Source organism: Micromonospora chalcea (genome assembly GCF_002926165.1).
Classification (GTDB): domain Bacteria; phylum Actinomycetota; class Actinomycetes; order Mycobacteriales; family Micromonosporaceae; genus Micromonospora; species Micromonospora chalcea.
In genome coordinates this window covers 137,256-161,869 of the sequence record NZ_MAGP01000110.1, presented here as the reverse complement: position 1 = coordinate 161,869, position 24,614 = coordinate 137,256, and the positions used below count along the sequence as shown (strand labels likewise).

24 protein-coding genes are annotated in these 24,614 nt (G+C 73.0%); 5 read left to right on the top strand and 19 right to left on the bottom strand.

Features of this window, described 5'->3' with window-relative positions; genetic code table 11:
* Window positions 1–10 precede the first annotated feature (10 nt).
* The 3 genes from BAW75_RS14955 to BAW75_RS14945 all read right to left on the bottom strand — a co-directional run bounded on the left by BAW75_RS14955 (window position 11) and on the right by BAW75_RS14945 (window position 2,906).
* The gene (locus BAW75_RS14955) at window positions 11–670 is read right to left on the bottom strand and encodes an ATP-binding cassette domain-containing protein (RefSeq protein ID WP_104113947.1); all 660 of its coding nucleotides are present in this window, start codon (window positions 668–670) and stop codon (window positions 11–13) included.
* Window positions 671–763: 93 nt separating this feature from the next.
* Complete coding sequence (locus BAW75_RS14950) at window positions 764–1,603, bottom strand: GNAT family N-acetyltransferase (protein ID WP_104113946.1); 840 nt, start codon at window positions 1,601–1,603, stop codon at window positions 764–766.
* A 76-nt stretch (window positions 1,604–1,679) separates the two neighbouring features.
* A complete protein-coding gene (locus BAW75_RS14945; RefSeq protein WP_104113945.1) occupies window positions 1,680–2,906 on the bottom strand; it encodes an MFS transporter in 1,227 nt (408 codons plus the stop codon).
* 121 nt (window positions 2,907–3,027) lie between these two features.
* On the opposite strand from BAW75_RS14945, the gene BAW75_RS14940 reads away from it, so the two are divergent.
* Window positions 3,028–3,615, top strand: a complete 588-nt coding sequence (locus tag BAW75_RS14940) for a PadR family transcriptional regulator (RefSeq protein ID WP_104113944.1) — start codon at window positions 3,028–3,030, stop codon at window positions 3,613–3,615.
* A gap of 48 nt (window positions 3,616–3,663) precedes the next feature.
* Here BAW75_RS14940 and BAW75_RS14935 read toward each other — a convergent pair whose 3' ends face one another.
* Entirely contained in the window at window positions 3,664–4,482 is an 819-nt protein-coding gene (locus BAW75_RS14935) for a class I SAM-dependent methyltransferase (RefSeq protein ID WP_104113943.1), read from the bottom strand.
* A gap of 129 nt (window positions 4,483–4,611) precedes the next feature.
* Here BAW75_RS14935 and BAW75_RS14930 point away from each other — a divergent pair, with 129 nt between their 5' ends.
* The gene (locus BAW75_RS14930; protein WP_104113953.1) at window positions 4,612–5,286 is read left to right on the top strand and encodes a winged helix-turn-helix transcriptional regulator; all 675 of its coding nucleotides are present in this window, start codon (window positions 4,612–4,614) and stop codon (window positions 5,284–5,286) included.
* Between the two features lie 57 nt (window positions 5,287–5,343).
* Here the strand turns inward: BAW75_RS14930 and ispG are convergent, their stop codons facing one another.
* From ispG to BAW75_RS14905, 5 genes are all read right to left on the bottom strand, one after another.
* Window positions 5,344–6,519, bottom strand: a complete 1,176-nt coding sequence (gene ispG / locus BAW75_RS14925) for a flavodoxin-dependent (E)-4-hydroxy-3-methylbut-2-enyl-diphosphate synthase (protein WP_104113942.1) — start codon at window positions 6,517–6,519, stop codon at window positions 5,344–5,346.
* Window positions 6,520–6,528: 9 nt separating this feature from the next.
* The gene (locus BAW75_RS14920) at window positions 6,529–7,776 is read right to left on the bottom strand and encodes a M50 family metallopeptidase (RefSeq protein WP_030504229.1); all 1,248 of its coding nucleotides are present in this window, start codon (window positions 7,774–7,776) and stop codon (window positions 6,529–6,531) included.
* The gene (gene dxr, locus BAW75_RS14915; RefSeq protein WP_104113941.1) at window positions 7,773–8,987 is read right to left on the bottom strand and encodes a 1-deoxy-D-xylulose-5-phosphate reductoisomerase; all 1,215 of its coding nucleotides are present in this window, start codon (window positions 8,985–8,987) and stop codon (window positions 7,773–7,775) included. Before dxr ends, BAW75_RS14920 begins: the two co-directional genes overlap by 4 nt.
* Before the next feature lie 154 nt (window positions 8,988–9,141).
* The gene (locus tag BAW75_RS14910) at window positions 9,142–10,371 is read right to left on the bottom strand and encodes a PP2C family protein-serine/threonine phosphatase (RefSeq protein ID WP_104113940.1); all 1,230 of its coding nucleotides are present in this window, start codon (window positions 10,369–10,371) and stop codon (window positions 9,142–9,144) included.
* A gap of 62 nt (window positions 10,372–10,433) precedes the next feature.
* Window positions 10,434–10,979: a GNAT family N-acetyltransferase gene (locus BAW75_RS14905; protein ID WP_104113939.1), complete on the bottom strand. Its 546-nt coding sequence runs from the start codon at window positions 10,977–10,979 to the stop codon at window positions 10,434–10,436.
* Between the two features lie 51 nt (window positions 10,980–11,030).
* Between BAW75_RS14905 and BAW75_RS14900 the strand changes: the two genes are divergently transcribed.
* On the top strand, window positions 11,031–11,873 hold the full coding sequence (locus tag BAW75_RS14900; RefSeq protein WP_069089231.1) for a YhjD/YihY/BrkB family envelope integrity protein: 843 nt from the start codon (window positions 11,031–11,033) through the stop codon (window positions 11,871–11,873).
* A gap of 10 nt (window positions 11,874–11,883) precedes the next feature.
* Here the strand turns inward: BAW75_RS14900 and BAW75_RS14895 are convergent, their stop codons facing one another.
* Together BAW75_RS14895 and BAW75_RS14890 are read right to left on the bottom strand one after the other, a co-directional pair.
* Window positions 11,884–13,053, bottom strand: coding sequence for an alkaline phosphatase PhoX (locus tag BAW75_RS14895; RefSeq protein ID WP_104113938.1), 1,170 nt, complete (start codon window positions 13,051–13,053; stop codon window positions 11,884–11,886).
* A 104-nt stretch (window positions 13,054–13,157) separates the two neighbouring features.
* Window positions 13,158–13,577, bottom strand: a complete 420-nt coding sequence (locus tag BAW75_RS14890) for a 50S ribosomal protein L7/L12 (protein WP_043325875.1) — start codon at window positions 13,575–13,577, stop codon at window positions 13,158–13,160.
* Between the two features lie 66 nt (window positions 13,578–13,643).
* On the opposite strand from BAW75_RS14890, the gene BAW75_RS14885 reads away from it, so the two are divergent.
* Window positions 13,644–15,254, top strand: coding sequence for a phytoene desaturase family protein (locus BAW75_RS14885; protein ID WP_104113937.1), 1,611 nt, complete (start codon window positions 13,644–13,646; stop codon window positions 15,252–15,254).
* A 56-nt stretch (window positions 15,255–15,310) separates the two neighbouring features.
* On the opposite strand, the gene BAW75_RS14880 is transcribed toward BAW75_RS14885, so the two are convergent.
* Together BAW75_RS14880 and BAW75_RS14875 are read right to left on the bottom strand one after the other, a co-directional pair.
* A complete protein-coding gene (locus BAW75_RS14880) occupies window positions 15,311–15,949 on the bottom strand; it encodes a TMEM175 family protein (RefSeq protein ID WP_167435571.1) in 639 nt (212 codons plus the stop codon).
* A gap of 107 nt (window positions 15,950–16,056) precedes the next feature.
* A complete protein-coding gene (locus BAW75_RS14875; RefSeq protein ID WP_104113935.1) occupies window positions 16,057–17,625 on the bottom strand; it encodes a Rieske 2Fe-2S domain-containing protein in 1,569 nt (522 codons plus the stop codon).
* Window positions 17,626–17,872: 247 nt separating this feature from the next.
* Here BAW75_RS14875 and BAW75_RS14870 point away from each other — a divergent pair, with 247 nt between their 5' ends.
* On the top strand, window positions 17,873–18,097 hold the full coding sequence (locus tag BAW75_RS14870; RefSeq protein WP_082931019.1) for a hypothetical protein: 225 nt from the start codon (window positions 17,873–17,875) through the stop codon (window positions 18,095–18,097).
* A gap of 69 nt (window positions 18,098–18,166) precedes the next feature.
* Here the strand turns inward: BAW75_RS14870 and BAW75_RS14865 are convergent, their stop codons facing one another.
* The 6 genes from BAW75_RS14865 to tsf form a co-directional block, all read right to left on the bottom strand.
* Window positions 18,167–19,357: a DivIVA domain-containing protein gene (locus tag BAW75_RS14865; protein ID WP_104113934.1), complete on the bottom strand. Its 1,191-nt coding sequence runs from the start codon at window positions 19,355–19,357 to the stop codon at window positions 18,167–18,169.
* 22 nt (window positions 19,358–19,379) lie between these two features.
* Window positions 19,380–20,525 carry a dual-specificity RNA methyltransferase RlmN gene (rlmN, locus tag BAW75_RS14860; RefSeq protein WP_104113933.1) on the bottom strand — a complete coding sequence of 382 codons (1,146 nt, stop codon included), beginning with the start codon at window positions 20,523–20,525 and terminating at the stop codon, window positions 19,380–19,382.
* Between the two features lie 104 nt (window positions 20,526–20,629).
* Window positions 20,630–21,952 (bottom strand): phosphatidate cytidylyltransferase, encoded by a 1,323-nt coding sequence (locus BAW75_RS14855; RefSeq protein ID WP_104113932.1) that lies wholly within the window; start codon window positions 21,950–21,952, stop codon window positions 20,630–20,632.
* A 251-nt stretch (window positions 21,953–22,203) separates the two neighbouring features.
* Entirely contained in the window at window positions 22,204–22,761 is a 558-nt protein-coding gene (frr, locus tag BAW75_RS14850; RefSeq protein WP_043325889.1) for a ribosome recycling factor, read from the bottom strand.
* Window positions 22,762–22,848: 87 nt separating this feature from the next.
* The gene (gene pyrH, locus BAW75_RS14845; protein ID WP_043325891.1) at window positions 22,849–23,616 is read right to left on the bottom strand and encodes a UMP kinase; all 768 of its coding nucleotides are present in this window, start codon (window positions 23,614–23,616) and stop codon (window positions 22,849–22,851) included.
* A gap of 158 nt (window positions 23,617–23,774) precedes the next feature.
* Window positions 23,775–24,602, bottom strand: a complete 828-nt coding sequence (gene tsf / locus BAW75_RS14840) for a translation elongation factor Ts (RefSeq protein WP_030504245.1) — start codon at window positions 24,600–24,602, stop codon at window positions 23,775–23,777.
* Between the last annotated feature and the right edge of the window lie 12 nt (window positions 24,603–24,614).

Below are 24,614 nucleotides of genomic sequence, written 5' to 3'. Positions count from 1 at the left end.
CGCAGGACGCTCATGCGGGCACTGCCGGGTCGCCGATGCGGTGCACGGTGGCGGCGACGCCGGGTTCGACCGCGCGGGCGCTGGCGACCACCGCGTACCCCTGATCGGCGAGGCGTTCCAGCGCGCCCCACATCCACTCCCGCTCGGGGCGGTCGGCGCCGGCGTCCACGTCGTCGGCGACGATCAGGCTGGGGCCGCCGAGGCTGGCCAGCACCAGGCCGAGCACCTGCCGTTCGACGGGGGTGAGGTCTCTGCCGTACCGGTCGGGGTCGAGTGGCGCGTCGGTGAGGCCGGCGACGGCGGCGGCGTAGGCGTCGCGGCGGTAGGCCCGGCGGGCCCGCACCGCGGCCACCGGCACCAGGCGCCGACGGCGGCGCGGTACCGGGCCGAGCAGCAGCAGCCGTTCGGTGATGTGCTCGGCGACGGTGAGCGTCGGGTCGGGCTCGTGCACGCCGGCCACCTGGCCGAGCGCGGCCGGGCCCCGGCGGCGCAGCTCGCCGTGGTTGTGCGGGAAGCGCCCGGCCAGCGTGAGCAGCAGCGAGGTGCGTCCGCTGCCGGGCGGGCCGGTGACCGCGACCAGCTCACCGCTCGCGGCGGTGAGGTCGACGTCCCGGTAGACCCAGCCGCGGCGCGTCCGCAGCCCCAGGCCGCTGGTCTCGACGATGTTCATCAGACCCCGAATTCCGAACTGACTAGTCAGTATAAAAACATGCCCAGCCTAGCGCCGGGTGTCCGGTTCGGGACCTCCGGCGGGACGTGATCCTCAGAACAGCACTGTGGCGAGCGTGCCGACCGGGCGGAAGCCGCAGCGCTCGTAGACCCGGCGGGCGGGCAGGTTGAAGTCGTTCACGTAGAGGCTCACGGTGGGCGCGACCCGGTCCAGCGCGTCGCGCACCACAGCGGCCATCGCGGCGGTGGCGATGCCCCGGCCCCGCCACTCGGGCGCCACCCAGACGCCCTGCACCTGCGCGGTCCGGCGGGTCACCACCGCCAGCTCCGCCTTGAAGACCACCCGCCCGTCGACGAAACGGGCGTAGGCGCGGCCGGCGCGCACCAGCTCGGTCACCCGGCGCCGGTAGCCGCGCCCGCCGTCCTCGGCCAGCGGCGACACCCCGACCTCCTCGGTGTACATCGCCACCGCGGCCGGGAACAGCCGGTCGACCTCACTGCCGCGCACCCGCCGCACGTCCGGGTCGGGCGCCACGGCGGGCAGCGCGTCAGTCGCCAGCAAGGGCTGGTTCGGGCGTACGTCCCGGGCCGGCCCCCAGTACGCGGAGAGGCGGTCCCAGAGCCCGAGTACGGCGTCGGCGCGGCCCACGATCGAGGAACAGAGCCGCTCCTGCCCGCTCAACTGCTCGGCGAACGCGGTCACCGCCGGCGCGGACGCGAGCACCGGCGTCAGGTTGCCACCCAGCCAGCAGATCGACTCCAGGTTGCGGCGGGAGCCGTAGCCGAGGATCCGCGCCTCGGCCCGCCACCAGGCCAGCCCGCGCGCCGCCACCCGCTCGGCGACCTGCGCGCCGGCGTACGGGTCGAGGTCGAGCAGCCGCTCGACCGCGCGGCGCTCCGACTCCCCGAGTTGGCGTACCGGCATCGTGAGCACGGTTACCAGCCTGCCAGATCCGCGCCGGGGCGCGCGGGCCGACCGGGCACCCCGGACCGCTCCGGTGAGCGGCGGCTCAGCCGACCGTCACGGGTGCCGGTTCGGGCACGGGCGGCCGGGTCCGGGCGGCCCACCGCACCACCGGCGGCACGAGTGCGCCGAGCAGCAGGAACACCCCGCCGAGCACCAGCCAGCCGGGCACGCCCCAGCCGATCGCGAGCGTGGTCACCACCACCGGGGCGACCATCGAGCCGAGCTGCATGCCCATCCCGTACGCTCCCTGATACTGGCCGTGCGCGTGCGCCGGGGCCAGCCCGAACGAGATGCCCCAGCCGGCCGCCGCGTGCCACAGTTCCCCCACGACGTGCACCAGCGCGCCGGCCAGCAGCAGCGGCACCGCCACCGCGACCGGTACGCCGCCACCGGCGGCGAACAGCGCGCAGGCGCCGGCGAGCAGGACGCCGGCCCGGCGGGCGGCCCGGCCCGCGCCGGTCAGGTCCTCGGTGCCCCGCGAGGCGCGGACCTGGAACAGGATCACCACCACCGTGTTGACGAGCAGGCAGACGGAGATCAGCCAGTTGGGCGCGGTGGTGTGCCCGGCGATCCAGAGCGGCAGGGCGATGTTGATCAGCGAGAAGTGCATGGACATCAGCCCGTCCAGCACGGTGAAGGCGAGGAACGGGCGGTCCCGCAGCGCGATCAGCCGCGGTCCGTGCGCCGGGGCGGGCACCGGCGGGACCGGCGGGAGCCGCAGCAGCACCGCCGCCGCCAGCACGTAGGTCGCGGCGTCGAGCAGGATCAGCGTGACGTACGCGCCGCGGGTGTCGGCGGCGAGCGCGAACCCGGCCAGCACGGTGCCCACCGAGATGCCGACGTTGGTGACCGCGCGCAGGTAGGCGCGGGTGCGGACCCGCTGGTCGGGTGGGACGGCGCCGGCGATCAGCGCGCCCCGGGCGCCCCGGGTGCCCGCGTCGGCGAGCGCCATCAGCACGCCGACGGCCAGGAAGCCGGGGAACGAGCGCACCGCTACCAGCGCGGCGGTGCACCCGGCCGAGGCGAGCAGCGCGGCCATCTGGAGCCCGCGCGGGCCGAGGCGGTCGGCCAGGTAGCCCATCGGCGTGCTCGCCACCAGGCTGACCAGCGCGGTGAGGGTGAGCGCCACGCCGACCGCGGCCACCGTGAGCCCGACCGAGCGGGTGAGGAAGAGCGCGCTGGCGGTGAGCCAGGTGCCCCGCCCGACGGTGTTGACGAGCGTGGAGAGGGCGAGGGTCCGGGACGGGCCCGGTTCGGGAAGCAGGCGCACGCCGGCAGCCTAACAGTACGAACGTACGGTTTGCAGCCGAGTTCCAGCCGCGTCTTGTCGGCGATGCATTGCCGATATATCGTTGATGCATCAGTGATACGACGACAGAAGGAGAGCCCTGATGGGTTTCCATCGACGGATGCACGCCATGCACGACGAGATGCGCCGCCGGGGCGGCTTCGGCTTCCCGCCCGTACCCCCCGGTCCGCCGCCCTTCCCGCCCGGACCGCACGGCCACGGGCGGGGCCGCGGCGGGCGCGGACACGGCCGGCGGCCCAACGTGCGCGGCGCCGTGCTGGCCCTGCTCACCGAACGGCCGATGCACGGCTACGAGATGATCCAGGAGATCGACTCCCGCACCGGCGGGGCCTGGCGGCCCAGCCCCGGGTCGATCTACCCGACGCTGCAACTGCTGGAGGACGAGGGCGTCATCGCGACCGCCGCCGACTCCGAGGGCGGGCGCAAACGGTTCGCGCTCACCGAACAGGGCCAGGCCGAGGCGACCGCCGCTGCGCAGACCCCGCCCTGGGCGGAGTTCGCCGAGCAGACGGTAAACAGCTGGCACGACATCCGCGACGCCGGCGCGCAGGCCATGCAGGCGCTGCGGCAGGTGATGACCACCGGCTCCGACGACCAGCGCGCCCGTGCCGCGCAGGTGCTCGACGAGACACGGCGCAAGCTCTACGCCATCCTCGCCGAGTCCGAGTGAGCGCCGCCGCCGCGACGGCACGCCGGCCGGACCACGACCGGCGTGCCGTCAGGCCCGGCGCGCGGTGACGAGCAGGTACTCCCAGCGCATCACGCCGCCGTCCAGGTGCCGGGCGGCCAGGTCGGTCAGCGCGCGGTCGAGCCCGGCCGTGCGCTCCGGGTCGCCCGCGTTCGCGCGGTAGGCCGCCACGGTGGGCCCGTAGTGGGTCGCGAAGAAGTCCCGGAACTGTTCCGGCGTGGCGAACCGGTCCACCACCACGGCGTCGCGCCCCAGCGTGAGCGCGTCGACCCGGTCGCCGAACAACTCCCGGACGTGGTTCTCGTCGCCCCAGAGCGGGGGCGGCTGCGCGCCCGGCGGCGGTGGCGGCGCGAACGGCCGCATGGCCGCGAACAACTGGCCCACGAAGCCCTCCGGGGTCCAGTTGACCAGGCCGATCGTCCCGCCCGGCCGGCACACCCGCAGCAACTCGTCGGCGGCGACCCGGTGCCGGGGCGCGAACATCACGCCCACACAGGACAGCACCGCGTCGAACGCGCCGTCGGCGTACGGCAGCGCCTCCGCGTCCGCCTCCTCCCAGGTCAGCGTCACGCCCTCCCGCTCGGCTGCCGCCCGCCCGATCGCCAGCAACTCCGGGGTGAGGTCCCCGGCCACCACCTGCGCGCCGGTCCGGGCCGCCGGAAGAGCCGCGTTGCCGGTCCCGGCCGCCACGTCCAGCACCCGCATGCCCGGTCCCACTCCGGCGGCCCGGACCAGCGTCGCCCCCAACTGCGGGATCACCTGCGCGGCCACTGCGGAGTAGTCGCCCAGCGCCCACATCGCGCGGTGCCGGGCCTTCACCGCCGCGTCCTGTTCCCGTTCCTCGATCATCTGCCGCTCCTCAGCTGTCGTCCCTGCACAGGACGCTAGGCAGCGGACGACACGGCCCCCAGTACGAGATCTGTACCGCTCCCGACAGGTGCCTGGCCGGGCCGCCGGGCCGGGCGTAGCGTGCCCGCCATGGGGGCCTCCTACCACCAGTTCTGCCCCGTGGCGAAGGCCATGGAACTGCTCGACGAGCGGTGGACGCTGCTCGTGGTCCGGGAGCTGGTCAGCGGCTCGGAACGCTTCAACGACCTGCGCCGGGGCCTGCCCCGGATGTCACCCACGCTGCTGTCGCGCCGGCTGCACCAGCTCGTCCGCGCCGGGGTGGTGGAGCGGCGGGTCGACGGCGCCGACGTGCGCTACGTCCCGACCGCCGCCGGGCGGGAGCTGCGGCCCGTGCTGGAGGCGCTCGGCGCCTGGGGCGTGCGCTGGATCGGCGAGCTGGGCTACGCCGAACTGGACCCGAAGCTGCTGCTGTGGGACATGCACCGGCACGTCGACCACGACGCGGTCCCGCCGGGGCGTACCGTCGTGCGGTTCCGCTTCCGGGACGTGCCGGCGGCGCAGCGCGACTGGTGGCTGGTGATCGCCGCGGGCGAAGCCGACGTCTGCGACATCGACCCCGGGCACGACGTGACGGTGACCGTCACCGCGGACCTGCGTGCCCTGGTCCAGGTCTGGATGGGCGACCTGGGGTGGGCGGCGGCGCTGCGCGGCGGCGCGGTGGAGGTGAGCGGGCCGGAGGCGCTGCGGCGTGCCGCGCCCGGCTGGTTCACGCTCTCCCCGTTCGCCGCCGTGCCCCGGCCCTGAGACGGCGCGTGCGGCCGGCCCCGACGGGGACGGCCGCACGGCGACGCGAAAAGCAGATCAGTGCACGGTGACGGTGGCGCCGCCCGGCACCAGGTCGCGCAGCTCCTCGGGGATCTCGGCGCCCATCTCGTCGGCGATCCGCAGCGCCTCCTCGATCAGCGTCTCCACGATCTGCGCCTCGGGCACGGTCTTGACGACCTTGCCCTTGACGAAGATCTGGCCCTTGCCGTTGCCGGAGGCAACGCCCAGGTCTGCCTCGCGGGCCTCACCCGGACCGTTCACCACGCAGCCCATGACCGCGACGCGCAGCGGCACCGGCAGGCCCTCCAGACCGGCGGTGACCTCCTCGGCCAGCTTGTAGACGTCGACCTGCGCCCGCCCGCAGGACGGGCAGGAGACGATCTCCAGGCCGCGCTCGCGCAGGCCCAGCGACTCCAGGATCGCGGCGCCGACCTTGATCTCCTCGACCGGCGGGGCGGACAGCGAGACCCGGATGGTGTCGCCGATCCCGTCGGCCAGCAGCGCGCCGAACGCCACCGCCGACTTGATCGTGCCCTGGAACGCCGGGCCGGCCTCGGTGACGCCGAGGTGCAGCGGGTAGTCGCACTTCTCGGCCAGCAGCCGGTACGCGCGGATCATCACCACCGGGTCGTTGTGCTTGACCGAGATCTTGATGTCCCGGAAGCCGTGCTCCTCGAACAGCGAGCACTCCCACAGCGCCGACTCGACCAGCGCCTCGGCGGTGGCCTTGCCGTACTTGGCCAGCAGGCGCTTGTCGAGCGAGCCCGCGTTGACGCCGATCCGGATCGGCACACCCGCGTCGCCGGCGGCCCGCGCGATCTCCTTGACCTTGTCGTCGAACTGCCGGATGTTGCCCGGGTTCACCCGCACCGCGGCGCAGCCGGCGTCGATCGCCGCGAAGACGTACTTCGGCTGGAAGTGGATGTCGGCGATCACTGGGATCTGCGACTTCTTGGCGATCGCGGGCAGCGCCTCCACGTCGTCCTGCGACGGCACGGCGACCCGGACGATCTGGCAGCCGGACGCGGTCAGCTCGGCGATCTGCTGGAGCGTGGCGTTGACGTCGGCGGTGAGGGTGGTGGTCATGGACTGCACCGAGACCGGCGCGCCGCCGCCGACCGGCACCGAACCGACCATGATCTGGCGGCTGGCCCGGCGCGGGGCCAGCGGCGGCGGCGGTACGGGGGGCATACCGAGACTGACAGCGGTCACTTCAGGCACTCACCTTGAGAAGAGCGTGATGGGGTTGATGACATCGGCGGTGACTGTCAGCAGCGTGAACGCGCCACCGATCAGGATCACCGCGTACGTGAACGGCATGAGTTTGAGGTAGTCGACCCGGCCGGGATCCCGGCGGCCGATGCGCGCGTACAGCCAGGAGCGCGCCCGTTCGAACCAGGCGATGGCGATGTGCCCGCCGTCCAGCGGGAGCAACGGCAGCAGGTTGAACACGCCGATGAAGAAGTTCAGCGACACGAAGAGCATGAAGAACACCAGCCAGGCGTTGTTCTCCACGGCCTCGCCGCCGAGCCGGGTGGCGCCGACCACGCTGATCGGGGTGTCCATGTCGCGCTCGCTGCCGGTGATCGCGCTCCACAGCGCGGGCACCTTCTGCGGGATGCGCTGCATGGCGTGCGCGGTCTGCACCGCCATGGTGCCGGTGAAGTCGGCGGTGGCGCCGAACGCGGCGATCGGGCCGTACTCGACCCGCGGCGGGGTGCTCGGCCGCAGGGCCACGCCGAGCGCGGAGACCGACGAGGTGGCGCCCTTCGGGTCGTCCAGCGGCGGGCGCTGCACCGCGGCCAGGTCGACCCGGGCCTCCTGCGACCGGCCGTCGCGCTCGAAGGTGACGGTGGCCGCGCCGGGCGGGGTGGCCCGGACCACGTCGAGCATGTCGCCCCAGGTGGAGACCGGCCGGCCGTTCACCGCTGTGATCCGGTCGCCGTCCTTGAGCTGGGCCTTCTCGGCCGGGCTGGCCGGGTCGTCGGCCTGGCAGGCGCGGGCCGCGTTCTCCACCACGACGCAGGGGGCCAGCGCGATCACGGCCGGCTCCGCCTTGAAGCCGTCCTCGGTGGAGGGGAACTTCGGGTTCGGCAGGCCGGCGGTGATCGCGATGATCCAGAGCGCGATCAGGGCCAGCGCGAAATGGGTGATCGAGCCGGCGGACATCACGATCGTCCGCTTCCAGACCGGGTAGCGCCACATCGCGCGCTTCTCGTCCCCGGGCTCGACGTCGTCGTCCTGCGGCGTCATGCCGACGATCTTGCAGAACCCGCCGAGCGGAATGCCCTTGATGCCGTACTCGGTCTCGCCCCGCTTGAACGACCACAGCGTCGGGCCGAAGCCGACGAAGTAGCGGGTGACCTTCATCCCGAACGCCTTGGCGGTCAGCATGTGCCCCGCCTCGTGCAGGCTCACCGAGATGAGAATCGCCAGGGCGAACAGCACCACCCCGAGCAGATAGCTCATCGAGCTCCTTCCACCGACCCGACGATGATCTCCTGGGCGTGCGCCCGTGCCCACGACTCGGCGGCGAGCACGTCCTCGACGGTACCTGGTTCGTCGAAATCGGGTGCGTCCTCCAGCACCCGCTGGAGGGTGTCGACGATCCCGAGGAACGGCAGCCGGCCCGCGACGAACGCGGCCACGCACTCCTCGTTCGCCGCGTTGTAGATCGCCGGGCGGCAGCGCCCGGCCTCACCCGCCGCCTTGGCCAGCGCGACCGCCGGGAACGCCGCGTCGTCCAGCGGGAAGAACTCCCAGGTGTGGGCAGTGGTCCAGTCGACCGCGGCGGCCGCCTCGGACACCCGGTCCGGCCAGCCGATGCCCAGCGCGATGGGCAGCCGCATGTCCGGCGGGCTGGCCTGGGCGAGCGTGGACCCGTCGGTGAACTCGACCATCGAGTGGATCACCGACTGCGGGTGGACCATCACCTCGATGTCGGCGTACGGCACGTCGAACAGCTCGTGCGCCTCGATCACCTCCAGCGCCTTGTTGACCATCGTGGCGGAGTTGATCGTGACGACCGGGCCCATGTTCCAGGTCGGGTGCGCCAGCGCCTGCTCCGGCGTGACGGCGGTCAGCTCGTCGCGCCCCCGCCCCCGGAACGGGCCGCCGCTGGCGGTGACCACCAGCCGCCGCACCTCACCCCGGGCGCCGCCGCGCAGGCACTGCGCCAGCGCGGAGTGCTCGGAATCGACCGGGACGATCTGCCCCGGTCGCGAGACGGCGGCCTTGACCAGCGGGCCGCCGGCGACGAGGGACTCCTTGTTGGCCAGGGCGAGGGTACGCCCGGCGTGCAGCGCGGCCAGCGTCGGCGGCAGGCCCAGCGAGCCGACCACCCCGTTGAGCACCACGTCGCACGGCCACTGCGCCAGCTCGGTCATCGCGTCCGGCCCGGCCACGATCTTGGGCAGTTTGAAGTCGCCGGTGGCCCAGCCGCGCTTGCTCGCCTCGGCGTAGAACGCGAGCTGAAGGTCCTGCGCGGCGGATGCGCGGGCCACGCCGACCGCCTCCACGCCCAGCTCCAGCGCCTGCGCGGCGAGCAACTCCACGTTGCCGCCACCCGCGCCGAGGGCCACCACCCGGAAGCGGTCCGGGTTGCGCTTGACGATGTCGATGGCCTGGGTGCCGATCGAGCCGGTCGAACCGAGCAGCACGAGATCTCGGGGAGTGGTCACCGGACCATTGTTCCCCAGCGCCTCACCCCGGTTCGTCCCGGAGTGCCCGGCGGCATGATCGGCTCCACTTCGCCGAGGTGGTGGCATCCCACGCGCCGCGATGCCACCACTTCGGCGAACTGGTGTCGATCACGCCTCGATCGCCTCCTCGACGCTACAGGGACGCGATCGTCCCGTCTGGCGCGGTGAGGTGCTCCAGGTGCGCCAACGGCAGGTGCGAGGGCTGCCACTCCAGGAACAGCGCGGTGGCGTCGTCGTCGAGCTGGTCCTGCTGGTAGGCGAGGACGGCGCGCACCAGCCGGCGCATCGTCTCCGGGCTGGGCAGCCGCTCGTTGAGGGCACGCTCGACGAAGTCGACGAGCCGGTCCAGCCCGAACCGTTCCCCGTCGTCGCCCCGGGCGTCGGTGATGCCGTCGGTGTACGCGAGGATGCGGTCGCCCGGGTGCAGCGCCTCCTCGTGCGCCCGCGGGCGCCGCGTCGACAGGTTGCCCAGCCCGAGCGGCAGCGCGGTCGGTCCGGGCAGTGCCCGGACGGCCTTGCCGTCCCGCAGCAGCATGGCGCCGGGGTGGCCGGCGTTTATGGTCCGCAGCACGCCGGTCCGCCGGTCGAGTTCGGCGAGCAGCGCGGTCGCGAACAGGCCGGGGTGTTCGGAGCGGACCCACCTGTCGATGCTGATCGCCGTGTCGACCAGGTCGAGACCGGTACGCCGGGCGTTGCGGTACGCGCTGACCACGAGCGAGGCCATCGCGCTCGCCTTGATCCCGTGCCCGCAGGTGTCGAAGAGCCCGACGCTGAGCACGTCACCGTTGAGCGCGTAGTCGAAGATGTCCCCGCCGACGTCGTAACACGGTTCGAGGATGGCGGTGATCACCAGCTCGTCCGTTGCGAAGGTCAGCGGCGGCAGCAGCCCCCACACGGTCTCGGCGGCGACCTGCATCGGCAGGCGGCGGCGAATCCGTTCCACGACGTCGCCGTAGAGCCGGCGGTTCACCAGGACCTGAGCGACGGCGACCGCAACCTCCCAGGCCGGCCGGTCCAGCGCGGGGTCGCCGGCGCGCGACGACACGATCTCCAGTGCCCCCAGCCGTTCGCAGCCGAGCAGCAGGGGCACCCAGAGCCGGTCCGGGCGGTCGGGAGCGCGCTGCACCTGGAGGCAGGTGAACGCCCGGCCGGCCAGCGTCGTCTCGATCGTGAGTTCGTCCCGAGGCGCGCCCGCGCCGACCAGGGGTACGAGCGAGGACTGCGTGTAGTCGGCCAGGTAGATCACGATGTCGGTGGCCCCGATGGCGGGCGCGACCCGGTTCACCAGGAGCGACAGGTCGTCCGGGCCGCCCCGGGCGGCGTGGAGGTGCAGCCAACGCGCTGCGTCGCCACCGTCGACCATCAGTGCCTCCCCCGTATCCCCACCACCGTAGGAGGCCGAGGGCGAACTGCCAACGGCACTGCTCAGGCCGGACGTTCCAGGACGAACGTTTCAACCTCGGCACCGCCGTACCAGTCGGTGCGCACGCCCACGTGCGTCATGCCGAGGCGCCGGGCCACCGCCATCGACGGGTCGTTCCCGGCCATCACCACCGCGTACACCCTCGGGGTGCCGGTGGCGAACTCGCGCTCCAGCACCGCGCGGGCCGCCTCGGTGGCGTAGCCGTTGCCCTGGGCGTCGGGGTGCAGGTGCCAGCCGACCTCGATGTCGTCGGTCAGCGTGACGCCGTCGCGTCCCGGGAGCGGCTTGAGCAGGATGCTCCCGGCCACCGGCCCGCCGGCGCGCGGCTCGATCGCCCACAGGCCCCAGCGGCCGCCGTACGGCGCCCAGCGTTCGTGCCAGGACCGGACCCGCTCGCGCGCCTCGGACGGGTCGGTCATCCGGCCCTTGCCGCCGCCCAGCCAGCGCATCACCTCGTTCCGGGAGTAGATGTCGTAGATCCGGGCCAGGTCGTCCGGGGACTCGGTCCAGTCCCGGAGCACCAGCCGGTCGGTCGTGGCGATCGTCATGCCGCCGGATCGTAATGCGTGGCGCGGGGCCGTACGGGGAACGAGAGGGCGATGGGCGACGGGTGGGATCGGGCGAAGCGGATCACGGCTGCGGCGTTCCGGCCGGTCCGTGGCCGGGATCTCTCCCTGCACGCCGCCGCGATCACGTTCTACGGCGCGATCGCCGTGGTGCCGGTGGCGCTGCTGGCGATCTGGCTGACCGGGCTGCTCGCCGGGGCGGACCGGGTGCGGCGGCTGACCGGGTACGCGATCGAGACGCTGCCCACCGAGATCGGCGCGCACCGGGCGGCGGCCGCGCTGGTCGAGGCCGGGCTGGGGCTGACTCCGCTGCTGGCGCTGGCCTCGCTGCTGCCGGCCTCGCTGTACGGCGAAGGTCTGCGCCGCGCGTTCGTCTCGGTGGCCGAGCCGCGCGCCGAGTCCGGTGCGCTGGTCGGCTGGCGGGGCCGGCTGCTGCTGCTCCCGCTGCTGGCGCCGGCCCCGGCGCTGCTGCTGTCGATCCTGCTGGGGCTGCCGCTGACCACCCGGCTGGTACGCCAGGGCGGCTGGATCGGCGCGCTCGGCGTGGTGCTGTCGTTCCTGGCGGTGTGGCTGGTGCTCACGCCGGTGCTGATCTGGGTGTTCCGGGTGGTCGGCCCGGCCTCCCCGGACTGGCTCGCCACCGTCGTCCTGGGCTCGTTCACGGCGGCGAACCTGTCCGGTTTCCTGCACGGTTTCGTGCTGTTCTGCTCGCTGCCGCTGGACCTGGGCGTGCCGTTCGGCGGCTTCGACGAGATCGGCGGCGGCGTGGCGGTGCTGCTGTGGCTGTACCTGTTCCACGTGATCGTGCTGTCCGGCTATTCCGCGACGCTGGCGGCGAGCCGGTGGCGGGCCACCCGGGAGGCGGCCCGCGCCTGACGGCTGCGGGTCAGCGCCGGAACGGGCCGCGCACCTCGTACGTGATGCCGCCGGTGCCGGCCCGGGCGCCGCTGGTGCCGCGCTGGGAGGAGAAGTAGAGGCGGCTGCCGTCCGGCGAGAACGCCGGCCCGGTGATCTCCGACTCGGACTGCCCGAGCAGCCGCAGGAACGGGGTCACCACACCGGCGGGCGTGATCACGTTGATCTCCATGTTGCCGCCGTCCTCGGCCACGTAGAGGTCGCCGCCGGCGGTGCCGGTGATGTTGTCGACGCCGGTCAGCGGCGCGGCGCCGGCCGGCACCAGCGAGTCGTCGTACGCGAGGTCGAGCCGCTGGTTCACCGCGTCGTACGCCCACACCCGGTTGTCGCCCTTGGTGGTGAACCAGCAGGTGTCGTCGGCGTACCAGCAGCCCTCGCCGCCGTCGAACGTCTGCGCGGCGCCCACCTGGTGGCGGGTGGGCACCGGGAACCCGTCCCGGTCCGGCAGGTCCCGCCAGGTCACCGGGCCGGTGACCTGGCCGTCCGGGGCGCAGAGCACCTGCACCCGGCCGGTGCGCAGGTCGCCCCAGGTGTCCGGCACGAACCGGTAGAAGCAGCCGTCCGACTCGTCCTCGGTCAGGTAGACCACCCGCCGCCGCGGGTCGCAGGCCGCCGCCTCGTGCTTGAAGCGGCCCATCCGGGTCCGCTCCTCGCCGGCCCGGCCGCCCTCGGGCCAGGTCTCGAAGACCCGGCCCAGCGGCACCTCCTCGCAGGACAGCCACGTCCCCCACGGGGTCGGCCCACCGGCGCAGTTGACGTTCGTGCCGCCGAGGATCCGGTACGCGGCGGCGATCGCGCCGTCGGCGGCGAACCGCACCGCCGACGCGCCGCCGACGAGCGGCACCTCCGAGTTGGAGACGTAGATCCAGCCGTCGCCGGACGGGAAGCAGGCGCCGCCGTCCGGCGCCGGGTGCCAGGTGTACGAGGTGCCGGCGACCCGCTGCCCGGACCGCGCGATCACCCGGCTGGTGAAGCCGGCCGGCAACTGGAGACCGTTGACGTCGGCGGACAGCAGGTCGCCGTACCGGCCGGGGCCGGGCTGGGCGGGCTGGGCCGGTGCGGCCGCGGCGGCCCAGAGACCACCGGCGAAAGCGGCGGCGCCGCCGACGGCTGTGGCACGCAGGACGGTACGACGATCCATCGGGGGTTACCTCCCGGAGGCGGTGGGTGTCCCGTCGACGGTAGGACGGAAATGCATCGACAACTGCCACTATAGGGTGAACGCCCGGTGACGGCCGTCCGGCGTCAGAGGCCCTCGACGTACCGCTTCGCGTCGGCGAGCGACATGTGCGTGTGCTCGCGTACCACCTTGATCGCCTGGATCTTCTCGCCCCGGTGCAGCAGCCGCGCGGCCTCGGCCCGCACCGCGTCGTCGACGCCCTTTCCGGGCGCCGGAGGGCCGGGCGACCAGGACCCGCCGGCCGCCAGCGCGTCCACCGCCTGCTTCGCCTCCAGCAGCGACAGGCCGGTCTGCTCACGCAGCACCTTGACCGCCTCGACCCGGCGCCCCGCGTGGATCAGGCGGAGCACCTCGGCCTGCCCGCCGCCGGCCGGGCGATCCGGGGCGACCAGGTCCCGGGGGCGGTCGCGCCGCAGCACGAGCAGGAGCAGGAACACCACCACGACGAGCGCCACCGCGAGCGCGATCTGGACAGCCGGAGACATGCCGGGAACGGTAGCGCCCCGCTGCGAACCCTCCCGCCCGTGCCCGGCCGCCGCTAGGGTCGCGGCATGAGCGAACGCACCGGGAGCGACGCGAGTGAGCTGCCGTCCCGCGCCGACGTCGTGGTGGTCGGCGCCGGGCACAACGGCCTGGTCTCGGCGATCCTGCTGGCCCGCGCCGGCCTGGACGTGCTGGTGCTGGAGGCGTCCGGGGTGATCGGCGGCGCGACCCGCACCGAGAACCCGTTCCCGAAGGTGCCGGGGCTGCGTCACTCCACCGGGTCGTACCTGCTCGGGCTGATGCCCCCGGAGCTGCTGGCCACGCTCGACGTGACCATCCCGGTACTGCGCCGCGACCCGCACTACTTCCTGCCCACGCCGGGCGGGCTCGGCTCGCCGTACCTGCTGGCGGGCAGCGACGTGGCGGCGAGCCGGCGGCAGCTCGCGGAGATGTTCTCCCCCGCCGACGTGGCAGCCGACGACGCGCTGCACGCCGAGCTGGCCCAGCTGCGGGAGGATCTCGCCCCGGCGTGGCTGGCCGAGCCGCTGCCGGTCGAGGAGACCGCCGAGCGCTACGTGCGGCCCGCGCTGCGGCAGGTCTTCGTCGACCTGGTACGCGGCTCGGTGGCCGACCACCTGGCCCGCTTCGACTTCCGCTCCGAGCTGCTGGTCAGCATGTACGCGGTCACCGACGGCCTGTCCGGGCTCAACGCCGGCCCGGACGACCCGGGCACCGGGCACAACTTCCTGGTGCACAACATGTGCCGGCTGCCGGGCGCGGACGGCACCTGGATGATCACCCGGGGCGGCATGGGCACGGTGTCGCGCACGTTCGCCGAGGCCGCCGTGCGCGCGGGCGCGCGGATCGTGGCCGACGCGCCGGTCACCGCGATCCGGCTGACCTCCGGTGCCGCCGCCGGGGTGACACTGGCCGACGGGCGGGAGGTGGACGCCCCGGTGGTGCTCGGCGCCTGTGACCCGTACCGGCTGATGGAGCTGTTGCCCGACGGCGCGCTTCCGGCGGAGCTGGGCGCGCGGATGGCGGCGGTCCGCCGCCCCGGCACCACGCTCAAGATCAACCTGGCGCTGACCGGGCTGCCGCGCTTCTCCTGCCTGCCGGAGGACTCGCCGAGCCCGTTCGGCTCGACCATCCACCTGCTGCCCGGCTCGGCCTCGCTCATCGGCGACGGCGGCGAGTCGCCGATGGCGGCGCTGCGCGGCATGTGGGCGGACGTGCGGGCCGGGCGGCTGCCGGACGAGCCGACCATCGAGTGGTACCTGCACACCACTGTCGACCCGTCGCTGTCCGACGACGCGGGGCACCACTCGTCGGCGCTGTTCGTGCAGTCGGTCCCCTACGAGCTGGCCGGCACCACCTGGGACGCGGCGCTGCCCGGCTACGTGGAGCGGCTGCTCGCGATCTGCGAACGGTACGCCCCGGGCGCCGGTGACCTGGTCGCGGACGCGGTGCCGCTGCCGCCGCCCGGCATCGAGACGCACTTCGGCATCACCGGCGGGCACATCCACCACGTCGACAACACGGTGTCGTTCACCGACCGGATGCCGTACGCGACGGGTGTGGACGGCGTGTACGCGGGCAGCGCCGGCTGCCACCCGGCGGGCAGCGTGATCGGCGCGGCCGGGCACAACGCGGCCCGCCGCATCCTCGCCGACATGTAAGGAAGGGCCCCTTATTAACGCCTCCGGTAGAGGAAGGGCCCCTTCTTAACAACCGCTCACGGCGTGTCGGGCGCCTCCTGGCCGGCGGGCGGGAGATCGCCCGGACCGCGCACCAGGTAGACGCCGACCAGCAGCAGGTACGCCAGCAGGCTCAGCAGCGGGTCGATGAACACGATGGCGAACGCGACGAGGTAGAGCAGCGGGCCGAGCCGGAACCGGCGGGCCACCGCGCTCGCCAGCCTCGGGTCCAGATCCGCGTGCAGCAGCCCGCTGCGGCGCGCCCACCACCAGCTCAGGTTGAAGAAGAGCGCCTCGCCGAGCACCACGCCCACGTACAGCGCGGCGGTCAGCCGCTGGTCGCGCACGGTGCCGCGCAGGTTGTCCGCGAGCAGGTCGGCGGTGAACGGAATCGCCGCCACGAACATCAACAGCAGCAGGTTCAGCACCAGCAGCATCTGGTCGACCCGGCGGACGTAGCGCCACATGTTGTGGTGGGTCAGCCAGACCTGGCCGACGATGGCGAAGGTGATCACGTACGCCAGGTAGGCCCGCCACTCCTGCACGAGCACCGAGGCCAGCCCGTCGTCCTGCGGCAGGTCCGGGTCGAACGCCAGCAGCTCGACGGCCATCAGCGTGAGCACGATGGCGATCACCGCGTCGCTGAACGCCTCCACCCGCGAGGCGTCCCGCGCCATCTCGCTGCCGCGCCCGAACCGGTACACCGGTTCCCTGTCCGCACCCGTCACGCCGCCCCCTCACGACCGATGGTCGCGTGCCGGGGGCGGCGTGCGGGGCGAAACCGTCAGACGGCCGGCGTCGAGGTCTCCGCGTCCGCGCGGTGCGCCCGGATCTTGTGCCCGACGCTGGTCAGGCAGCGGCCGCTGGCCAGGTCGAACTTCCAGCCGTGCAGCTGGCAGGTCAGCTGGTCGCCGTCGACGATGCCGAACCGGCTCAGGTCCGCCTTCAGGTGCGGGCAGCGCCGCTGCACCACCCAGCCGTCGAGCGTGATGTCCTCGGCGTCGACGGCCCGCTCGTGCTCGTCGTACCAGCCCTCGGCGTACTGGAGGCGCTCCTCGGAGAGGCACTTGAAGAAGGCGTAGACGAACTCGTTGTACTGGCCGATGCGGGCCGCCGAGAAGCGGCACGACAGGAACAGCGAGTTGACCCAGTCGACCTCGCCGATGTGCAACAGGTGCTCGATGAGCGCCCGCTCGGTACGGAAGCGGTAGCGGACCTTCTCGTCCGCGTACGGCCGGACCTCCTTGCCCGGGAAGTCCACCACGATGGATTCGACCTCGGAGCCGTCGTAGCCGACCAGGTCGAAGCGGACCGGCCCGCCGACGCCCTTGGCCAGGTAGATCGACTCGTCCAGCAGCGGCTCGATCCGGCGCTTCATCTCACCCAGCACGTCGACCTCGGGGTGCCGCCAGGACGCCTTCTCGGCCTCGATGACGCCGCGCTTGCGCTTCCGCATCTCCTCCAGGTGGGCGACCTTGTTCGCGAAGAACTCCTCCACCGGCACCGGGTGCGTGGTGGTCGCGCCCTCGGTGGTGATCTCCGAGACGCTGCCCGGCAGCAGCACGATGCCGTTGGTGCCGCCGACCTTGGCGTACTCGGACAGGAACACCGACTGGTCGGGGAAGATGTTGCCCTCGTCGCCGAAGATGTCGTTGAACTGCCACAGCTCGTCGTCGAGGAAGCACGGCGGGCCGGCGATCGGGAAGACGTGGTCGGCCTTCAGGTCGTCGATGTAGCGCCACGTGCGGTCGAACTGCCGGTCCCGCTTCTGCTTGCCGAACGCGGTCTTCGCCGCCTGCGGCAGCTCGTAGACCATCGGGTACCAGATCGCGCCGGAGAACTGCAGCATGTGCGCGTGCACGTGGCCCAACTCGGCGAAGACGCTCAGGTCGGTCGGGCGGGCGTCGTTCTGGTTGAGCAGCCGGACGCCGTCGTACTCGACCCAGAGCGAGGAGTCGCCGATCGGGCCGTCGGTCGGGCTGGTCAGCGCCTGGATCATGATCTTCAGGCCGCCGGGCAGCTCCACGACCTGCTCGTTCGGGGCCTTGAGGAACTTGGTGAAGCCCAGCTCCCGGAACTCGTCCTCCATCTCCGAGGTGGGGAACTCGGGGAGCAGGACGGTGGCGTCCTTGGACACGAAGTCGCGCAGGTGCTTGGCGTCGAAGTGGTCCCGGTGCAGGTGCGACACGTACAGGTAGTCGACCTGGCCGAGGGTCTCCCAGTCGAGCAGGGAATTGTCCGGGAAGGGGAACCACGAGGCGAAGTAGGCGGGATTGACCCACGGGTCGCACAGGATGCTGCCCGCGGCCGTGTCGATCCGCATGCTGGCATGGCCCGTACCGGTCACTCGCACCGCAGTCCCCCTCAAAAAGGCATCAGGTGTACGTCAAGACGCTACCGGAGGCAGTGTGCTCGCCGTCCCGCGACGCCGGTAGTGCCCAACCGCCCCGACCCGGACGGGACCTACGGCCCGGGTCATGCGACAACCACGCTGTCGCCCGCCCGGGTCATCAAGCGCACCGGAGGCCGGACCCTGCGCCGGGGCCGGTTGAGGGCGTGCCAGACTGATCGGAGATCCGATCGCGAGGGAAGGACCGACAGTGGCAGGAGACGAGCCGGTAACCGCGCCAGATCAGCACAAGCCCGGGCACCGCAAGTCCGGACGGATCGGCGCGTTGCTGTCGGCGCTGGTCTTGGTTCTGATGGCGCTCTGCGGGATCGAGGAGGGCCGGGTGGAGCACATCTGGCTGTTCGGGATCGCCGGGCTGCTGGTCGCCATCGTCATCGGCGACGCCGTGCTGCGCCGCAACGGCCTGCGGTCCTGACGAGCGGCGCAAACGGTACGCGGAAGGGCCCACCCCTCGCGGGGTGGGCCCTTCGTCGTCGGGTGCGGGTCAGCGGCCGAGCAGGATGTCCTGCACGTCCTTGAGCGCGGCGTCGACCTCGGCCTCGAAGTAGCCGCCGGGCACCAGCCCGAAACGCAGCGTGTCGAGGTCCTTCGGGTTCACCGGCATCGGGTTGCGGCCCTGCATGCCGCCGAGCAGCGTGTCGAAGAACCGGTCGACCTGGTCCGGGTCGTACCCGCTGCCGAACCGGCGGACCTGGAAGCTGCGCCGGATCTGGTCGACCCGGTAGAGGTCGCTGCCGGGCGGGCCGGCCATCGGCGGGCCCACCATCGGCGGACCGGCGACCGGCGGGGTCACCAGCGGCGGGCCGGTCATCGAAGGGCCGGGGCCGTAACCCTGGTCCGGCGGCCCGTAACCGGGCTCCGGCGCGCCGTAGCCCTGCTGCGGCAGCGCGGGCGGGCCACCCGGGCCACGACCACGCAGCTCACGCTCGGGCATGCGGATCTCGGCGGTCATGTCGGCACGCCCACGCCGGCCGGCCTCGAAGCCGTCGAAGCGCTCCTCCTGGCCGTACCCGCCGGGGCCGCTGTCCTGGCCGTACCCGCCGCTGTCCTGGGCGTAGCCGCCCGGACCGGTGTCCTGGCCGTACCCGCCGGGGCCGCTGTCCTGGCCGTAGCCGCCGGGGCCGGGCGGCAGGCCGCGCGGCGGCGGGCCGCCGTGCCCGATCGGCGCGCCCGGGCCCATGGGGCCGGGGCCGCCCGGGCCACGCGGGCCGTCGTAGCCACCGCGCGGGCCGTCGTACCCGCCGGCGAACGCGCCGGTCGGCTCGTCGTAGCGGCTGCCGTAGCGGTCGGCGGGCGGGTCGGGCTGGGCCGGCATCTGCCGGGGCGGCATCGGCGGCTGCGGCACCGGCGACATGCCCCTGTCGTCGCGCATCGGCGGGCCGAGCCGGTCGGGAATCCGGGGGTCGCCACCGCGCCCGGCGGGGGCGCCACCGCGCTCCTCCAGCTCGGCGAGCTGCCGCTCGACCCGGTCGAGGTGCAGGTCCACCTGCCACTCGTCGTAGCCGTTGAAGCGGACCCGGAAGACGACGTCGTGGACCTCCTGGGAGGCCACGGGCGCGCCGACCGGCTGACCGGCGAGTGTCGCCTCGACCCGGTCCAGGAAGGCGTCGACCTCGTCGACCTTGTATCCCCGGCGGAGCGCCTTACGCCGGAAACGCTGACCCTGACTCGCCACTATGTCTCCTGGTCTCGTACCGCTACGCCGTTGCCGCGCGTGAGTCGCCGTCCGTGTCCCCGGCGGCGGCGAGCTGGCCACACGCCCCGTCGATCTCGCGTCCCCGGGTGTCCCGCACGGTGGTCGACACCCCGGCGTCGCGCAACCGCCGGACGAACTCCCGCTCGACCGGCTTCGGGCTGGCGTCCCAGCGGCTGCCCGGAGTCGGGTTGAGCGGGATCAGGTTCACGTGGGCCAGCTTGCCGGCCAACAGCCGCCCGAGCAGATCTGCTCTCCACGGCTGGTCGTTCACGTCCTTGATCATCGCGTATTCGATGGACACGCGACGCCCCGTCGTGGCCGCGTAGTCCCACGCCGCGTCCAGCACCTCGGACACCTTCCAGCGCTGGTTGACCGGGACGAGTTCGTCGCGCAGCTCATCATCGGGGGCATGCAGCGACAACGCAAGGGTCACGGAGAGGTCTTCGCTGGCCAGTCGCCGGATCGCCGGGACCAGCCCGACCGTGGAGACGGTGATGTGCCGCTGCGACAGGCCCAGGCCCTCCGGCGCCGGAGCGACCAGCCGGCGGATCGCCGCCACCACCCGTGAGTAGTTGGCCAGCGGCTCGCCCATGCCCATGAACACCACGTGCGACAGCCGCGGCGGCGAGCCGGACACCGCGCCGGAGGCGGCCACCCCGGCCAGGTAGACCGCCTGGTCGACGATCTCGGCGGTGGACAGGTTGCGGGTCAGCCCGGCCTGGCCGGTCGCGCAGAACGGGCAGGCCATGCCGCACCCGGCCTGGCTGGAGATGCAGACGGTCACCCGGTCCGGGTAGCCCATCAGCACGCTCTCCACGAGCGAGCCGTCGTGCAGCCGCCAGAGCGCCTTACGGGTCGCGCCGTCGTCGCAGGCCAGCTCGCGTACCGGGGTGAGCAGGGTGGGCAGCAGCTCACCCGCCAGCCGCTCCCGGGTCGCCGCCGGCAGGTCGGTCATCCGCTCCGGGTCGCGCACCAGGCGGCCGAAGTAGTGGTTGGAGACCTGCTTGGCGCGGAACGCCGGCTCGCCCAGCTCGGTGACGAGCGCCTGCCGGCCGGACAGGTCCAGGTCGGCGAGGTGGCGCGGGGGCATCGAGGGTCGGCGGCCGCGGGCGTCGGGGTCTACGGAGATCAGCGGGAGACTCGTCATGGCGCGTCCAGTCTGACACGCTCCCGCCCGGACGCACCCGTCCGTACGTGTCGAATCGCCCCCGGCCGCCCGGCCCGCCGCGGGTCTCCGCCGTGACGCATACCTCAGCTCACCACCGGGACGAACACGGCGAGCAGAAGGTAGGCCACCGGCACCGCGAACAGGATCGAGTCGAGCCGGTCCATCAGACCGCCGTGCCCGGGCAGCAGGTTGCTCATGTCCTTGACGCCGAGATCCCGCTTGATCATCGACTCGGCGAGGTCGCCGAGCACCGCGGAGACCGAGATCGCCATCCCGAACAGCGCGCCCCACCAGGGCGCCACGTCGAACAACACCCACAGCAGCACCGCGCTGCCCGCCGCCGCGGCGGTCACCGAGCCGGCGAAGCCCTCCCAGGACTTCTTCGGGCTGATCGTGGGCGCCATCGGATGCTTGCCGAACGACACGCCGGCCGCGTACCCGCCGGTGTCGGAGAGCACCACCGCGACGAGCGTCACCAGGACCCGCAGGTGCCCGTCGCCCGGCGCCGCCGCGAGCATGGCCGCGAACCCGGCGAGGAACGGCACGTACACCGCGATCAGGGTGGCCGCGGTGAGGTCGCGCTGGTAGTTGCCCGGCCCGTCGCCCAGCCGCCAGATCATCGTGCCGAGCACCGTGACCAGCAGGCCGAGGCAGAGCGCGTCCGGGCCGGCGAACCACGCCAGGCCCACCGTGATCACGCCACCGGCGACCAGCGGCGCCAGCGGCGGGTGGGCGCCGCTGCGGCGTACCGCCCGGGCCATCTCCCAGATGCCGATCCCGACCGCGGTCGCCAGCACGGCCAGGAACGCCGGCATGAAGAAGAACAGCGGCACCACCACCGCGGCGCCGAGGGCCACCCCGACGCCGATCGCGGCCGGCAGGTTGCGCCCCGCCCGGGACGTCGTCGGCGTGGTGGTCGGCGGACGCTCGGCGCTCGCCCGCCGTCGCCCCCGACCCCGGCGACCGGGCGGCGGCTCGGGCTCGGGCTCGTCGCGTACCGCCGGGATCTGGTCGGTGGGCTCGTCGCGCACCGGCGCGATCTGCGCGGTCGGGTACTCGTCGTCGCGGGCCGGCTCACCCCACGGGCCGCGGTGCTCCGGCCCGTCGGGCCGGCCGCGGTCGCCGGCCGGCGGTCCGTCGTACCGGCCCGGTCCGTCGTGGCGCCGACCGCTGTTCGGGTACGGCCCGGCGTACGTGTCCGGGCCGGCATAGGTGTCCGGGGCGGCGTACGTGTCCGGGGCGGCGCCGGGGCGGGCGTAGCCGCCCGGCTCGGTCGGGTGGGTGGGCGCCGCCGGGGCGGGCCGCCAGGGGCCCGGCTCCAGATCGGTGTCCGGCCAGGGCAGAGCGGGGGCCGGACGGTCCCAGCCACGCGGCTCGGTGCTGCCGTAGGGGTCGGGGTGGGACATCACGCACCGGCAGCCGGTACGAGAGCCACCACATGACGCAAGACCAAAACCATCCCCTACCGGCGTGAGACTTCTGTTGACCGACCGACGGCCGGGCGACCCCCGCCGTTCACCCCGTGGTGGCCGGGAATCGTGCCGAGCCTACTGCACCCGCCGGAGCCCCGAGGGTCTGCGCCGCCGGGCACGACGACGGCACCGGGCCGCCGCCCGTGCGGGCGACGGCGGCGGTGCCGTGCGGGGTACGCGCGCGCTCAGACCTCGAGCAGCTCGTTCTCCTTGTGCTTGACCAGCTCGTCGACGGTAGCGACGAAACGCTGGGTCAGGTCGTCCAGCTCCTTCTCCGCGCGCCGGCCCTCGTCCTCGCCGACCTCGCCGTCCTTGACCAGGCGGTCCAGCTCCTCCTTGGCCTTGCGGCGGATGTTGCGGACGGCGACCTTGGCCTCCTCGCCCTTCTGCCGGGCGACCTTGATCATCTCCCGGCGCCGCTCCTCGGTCATCTGCGGCAGGACGATGCGGAGCTGGTTGCCCTCGTTGTTCGGGTTGGCCCCGAGGTCCGAGTCGCGGATCGCCTTCTCCATGGCGCCCAGCTGCGAGTTGTCGTACGGCTTGATGATCACCATGCGGGGCTCGGGCACCGCGATGGAGGCCATCTGCGGCAGCGGGGTCGGGCTGCCGTAGTAGTCGATGACGATCCGGGAGAACATGGCGGCGTTGGCGCGACCGGTACGGATCCCGCCGAACTCCTCCTTGGCGTGCTCGATGGCACGCTCCATCTTCTCCTCCGCCTCGAGGAGGGTGTCGTCGATCACCGGTCTCCTCGCCTCCTTCTGTCGCTCGTCGTGGGTAGTGCGGGTGCCGCCGTGGCAGAGGGACCGCTTGTCGATCCGGCGGGCCGGTCAGGCGGTGATCAGGGTGCCGATCTTCTCACCGGCGACGGCCCGGACGATGGTGTCGTCGCCCTGGGCGCCGAAGACCAGCATCGGCAGGCCGTTCTCCATGCAGAGGCTGAACGCGGCGGCGTCGGCCACCCGCAGGTTACGGCGCAGCACCTCGGAGAAGGTGATCGAGTCGAGCTTGCTCGCGGTCGGGTCGATCCGGGGGTCGGCGGTGTACACCGCGTCCACGCCGTTCTTGCTCATCAGCACCACGTCCGCGCGGATCTCCAGCGCCCGCTGGGCGGCCACCGTGTCGGTGGAGAAGTACGGCATGCCGGCGCCCGCGCCGAAGATGACCACGCGGCCCTTCTCCAGGTGCCGGATCGCCCGCAGCGGGATGTACGGCTCGGCGACCTGGGCCATGGTGATCGCGGTCTGCACCCGGGTCTCGATGCCCTCCTTCTCCAGGAAGTCCTGGAGGGCCAGGCAGTTCATGACCGTGCCGAGCATGCCCATGTAGTCCGCGCGGGCCCGGTCCATGCCCCGCTTCTGCAGCTCGGCGCCGCGGAAGAAGTTGCCGCCGCCGACCACCACGGAGACCTGCACACCACGGCGTACGACGGTGGCGATCTGCCGGGCGATGCCCTGCACGACGTCGGGGTCGACACCGATCGCGCCGCCGCCGAAGACCTCACCGGAGAGCTTCAGCACCACCCGGCGGGACCGACCGGGAGGAGGCGCGGTCGGATCCTCCATCGCCAGGCTCCGGTCACTCACAACCTGCGTCATCCGCCCCGCCCCTTCTCCCCGCGCATAGCGCGGGCGTCGCGTACGTGCCCTTGCCGACCCTATGTGACGAGGAGGCCGCGGTGCCTGTCACGTACACCGGCGGCCTCCTCGTCGACGTTCTCCCCTGTGCCCGGGCCCGGAAGGCCCGGCGCGGCGGCTCAGGCCTGGCCGACCTCGAACCGCAGGAAGCGGGTCACCTCGATGCCGGCGTCGGCCAGCACCTGCTTGACGGTCTTCTTGTTGTCGGCGACCGACGCCTGCTCCAGCAGGACGAAGTCCTTGAAGAAGGCGTTCACCCGGCCCTCGACGATCTTCGGCAGCGCCGCCTCGGGCTTGTTCTCCTCGCGGGCGGTCTGCTCGGCGATGCGCCGCTCCGACTCGACGGTCTCGGCCGGCACCTCGTCGCGAGTGAGGTACTTCGGCCGCATCGCGGCGATCTGCATGGCCACGGCGCGCGCGTCGGCGTCCGCCGCCTCGTCGGTCTTGCCGGTGAACTCCACGAGCACGCCGACCGCCGGGGGCAGGTCCTGGCTCTTGCGGTGCAGGTAGACCGCGGTGGTGCCGTCCAGCTTGGCGAAGCGGTTGAGCACCAGCTTCTCGCCGATCTTGGCGGACTGCTCCTGGATCAGGTCGGCCACGCTCTTGCCGTCGATGCTGCTGGCGAGCAGCTCCTCGGCGTTGGTGGCGCCGCTGGCCACGCCGTGCTCGACGAGCTGCTGGGCCAGCGCGATGAAGGCGTCGTTCTTGGCGACGAAGTCCGTCTCGCAGTTGAGCTCGAGCAGCGCCTGGCCGGAGTGGGCGACGAGCCCGTTGGCGGCGGTGCGGCCGGCCCGCTTGCCGACGTCCTTGGCGCCCTTGACGCGCAGGATCTCGACGGCCTTGTCGAAGTCGCCCTCGGCCTCCGTCAGCGCCTTCTTGGAGTCCATCATGCCGGCGCCGGTGAGGTCGCGGAGCTTCTTGACGTCCGCGGCGGTGAAGTTGGACATGACTCTCTCTTC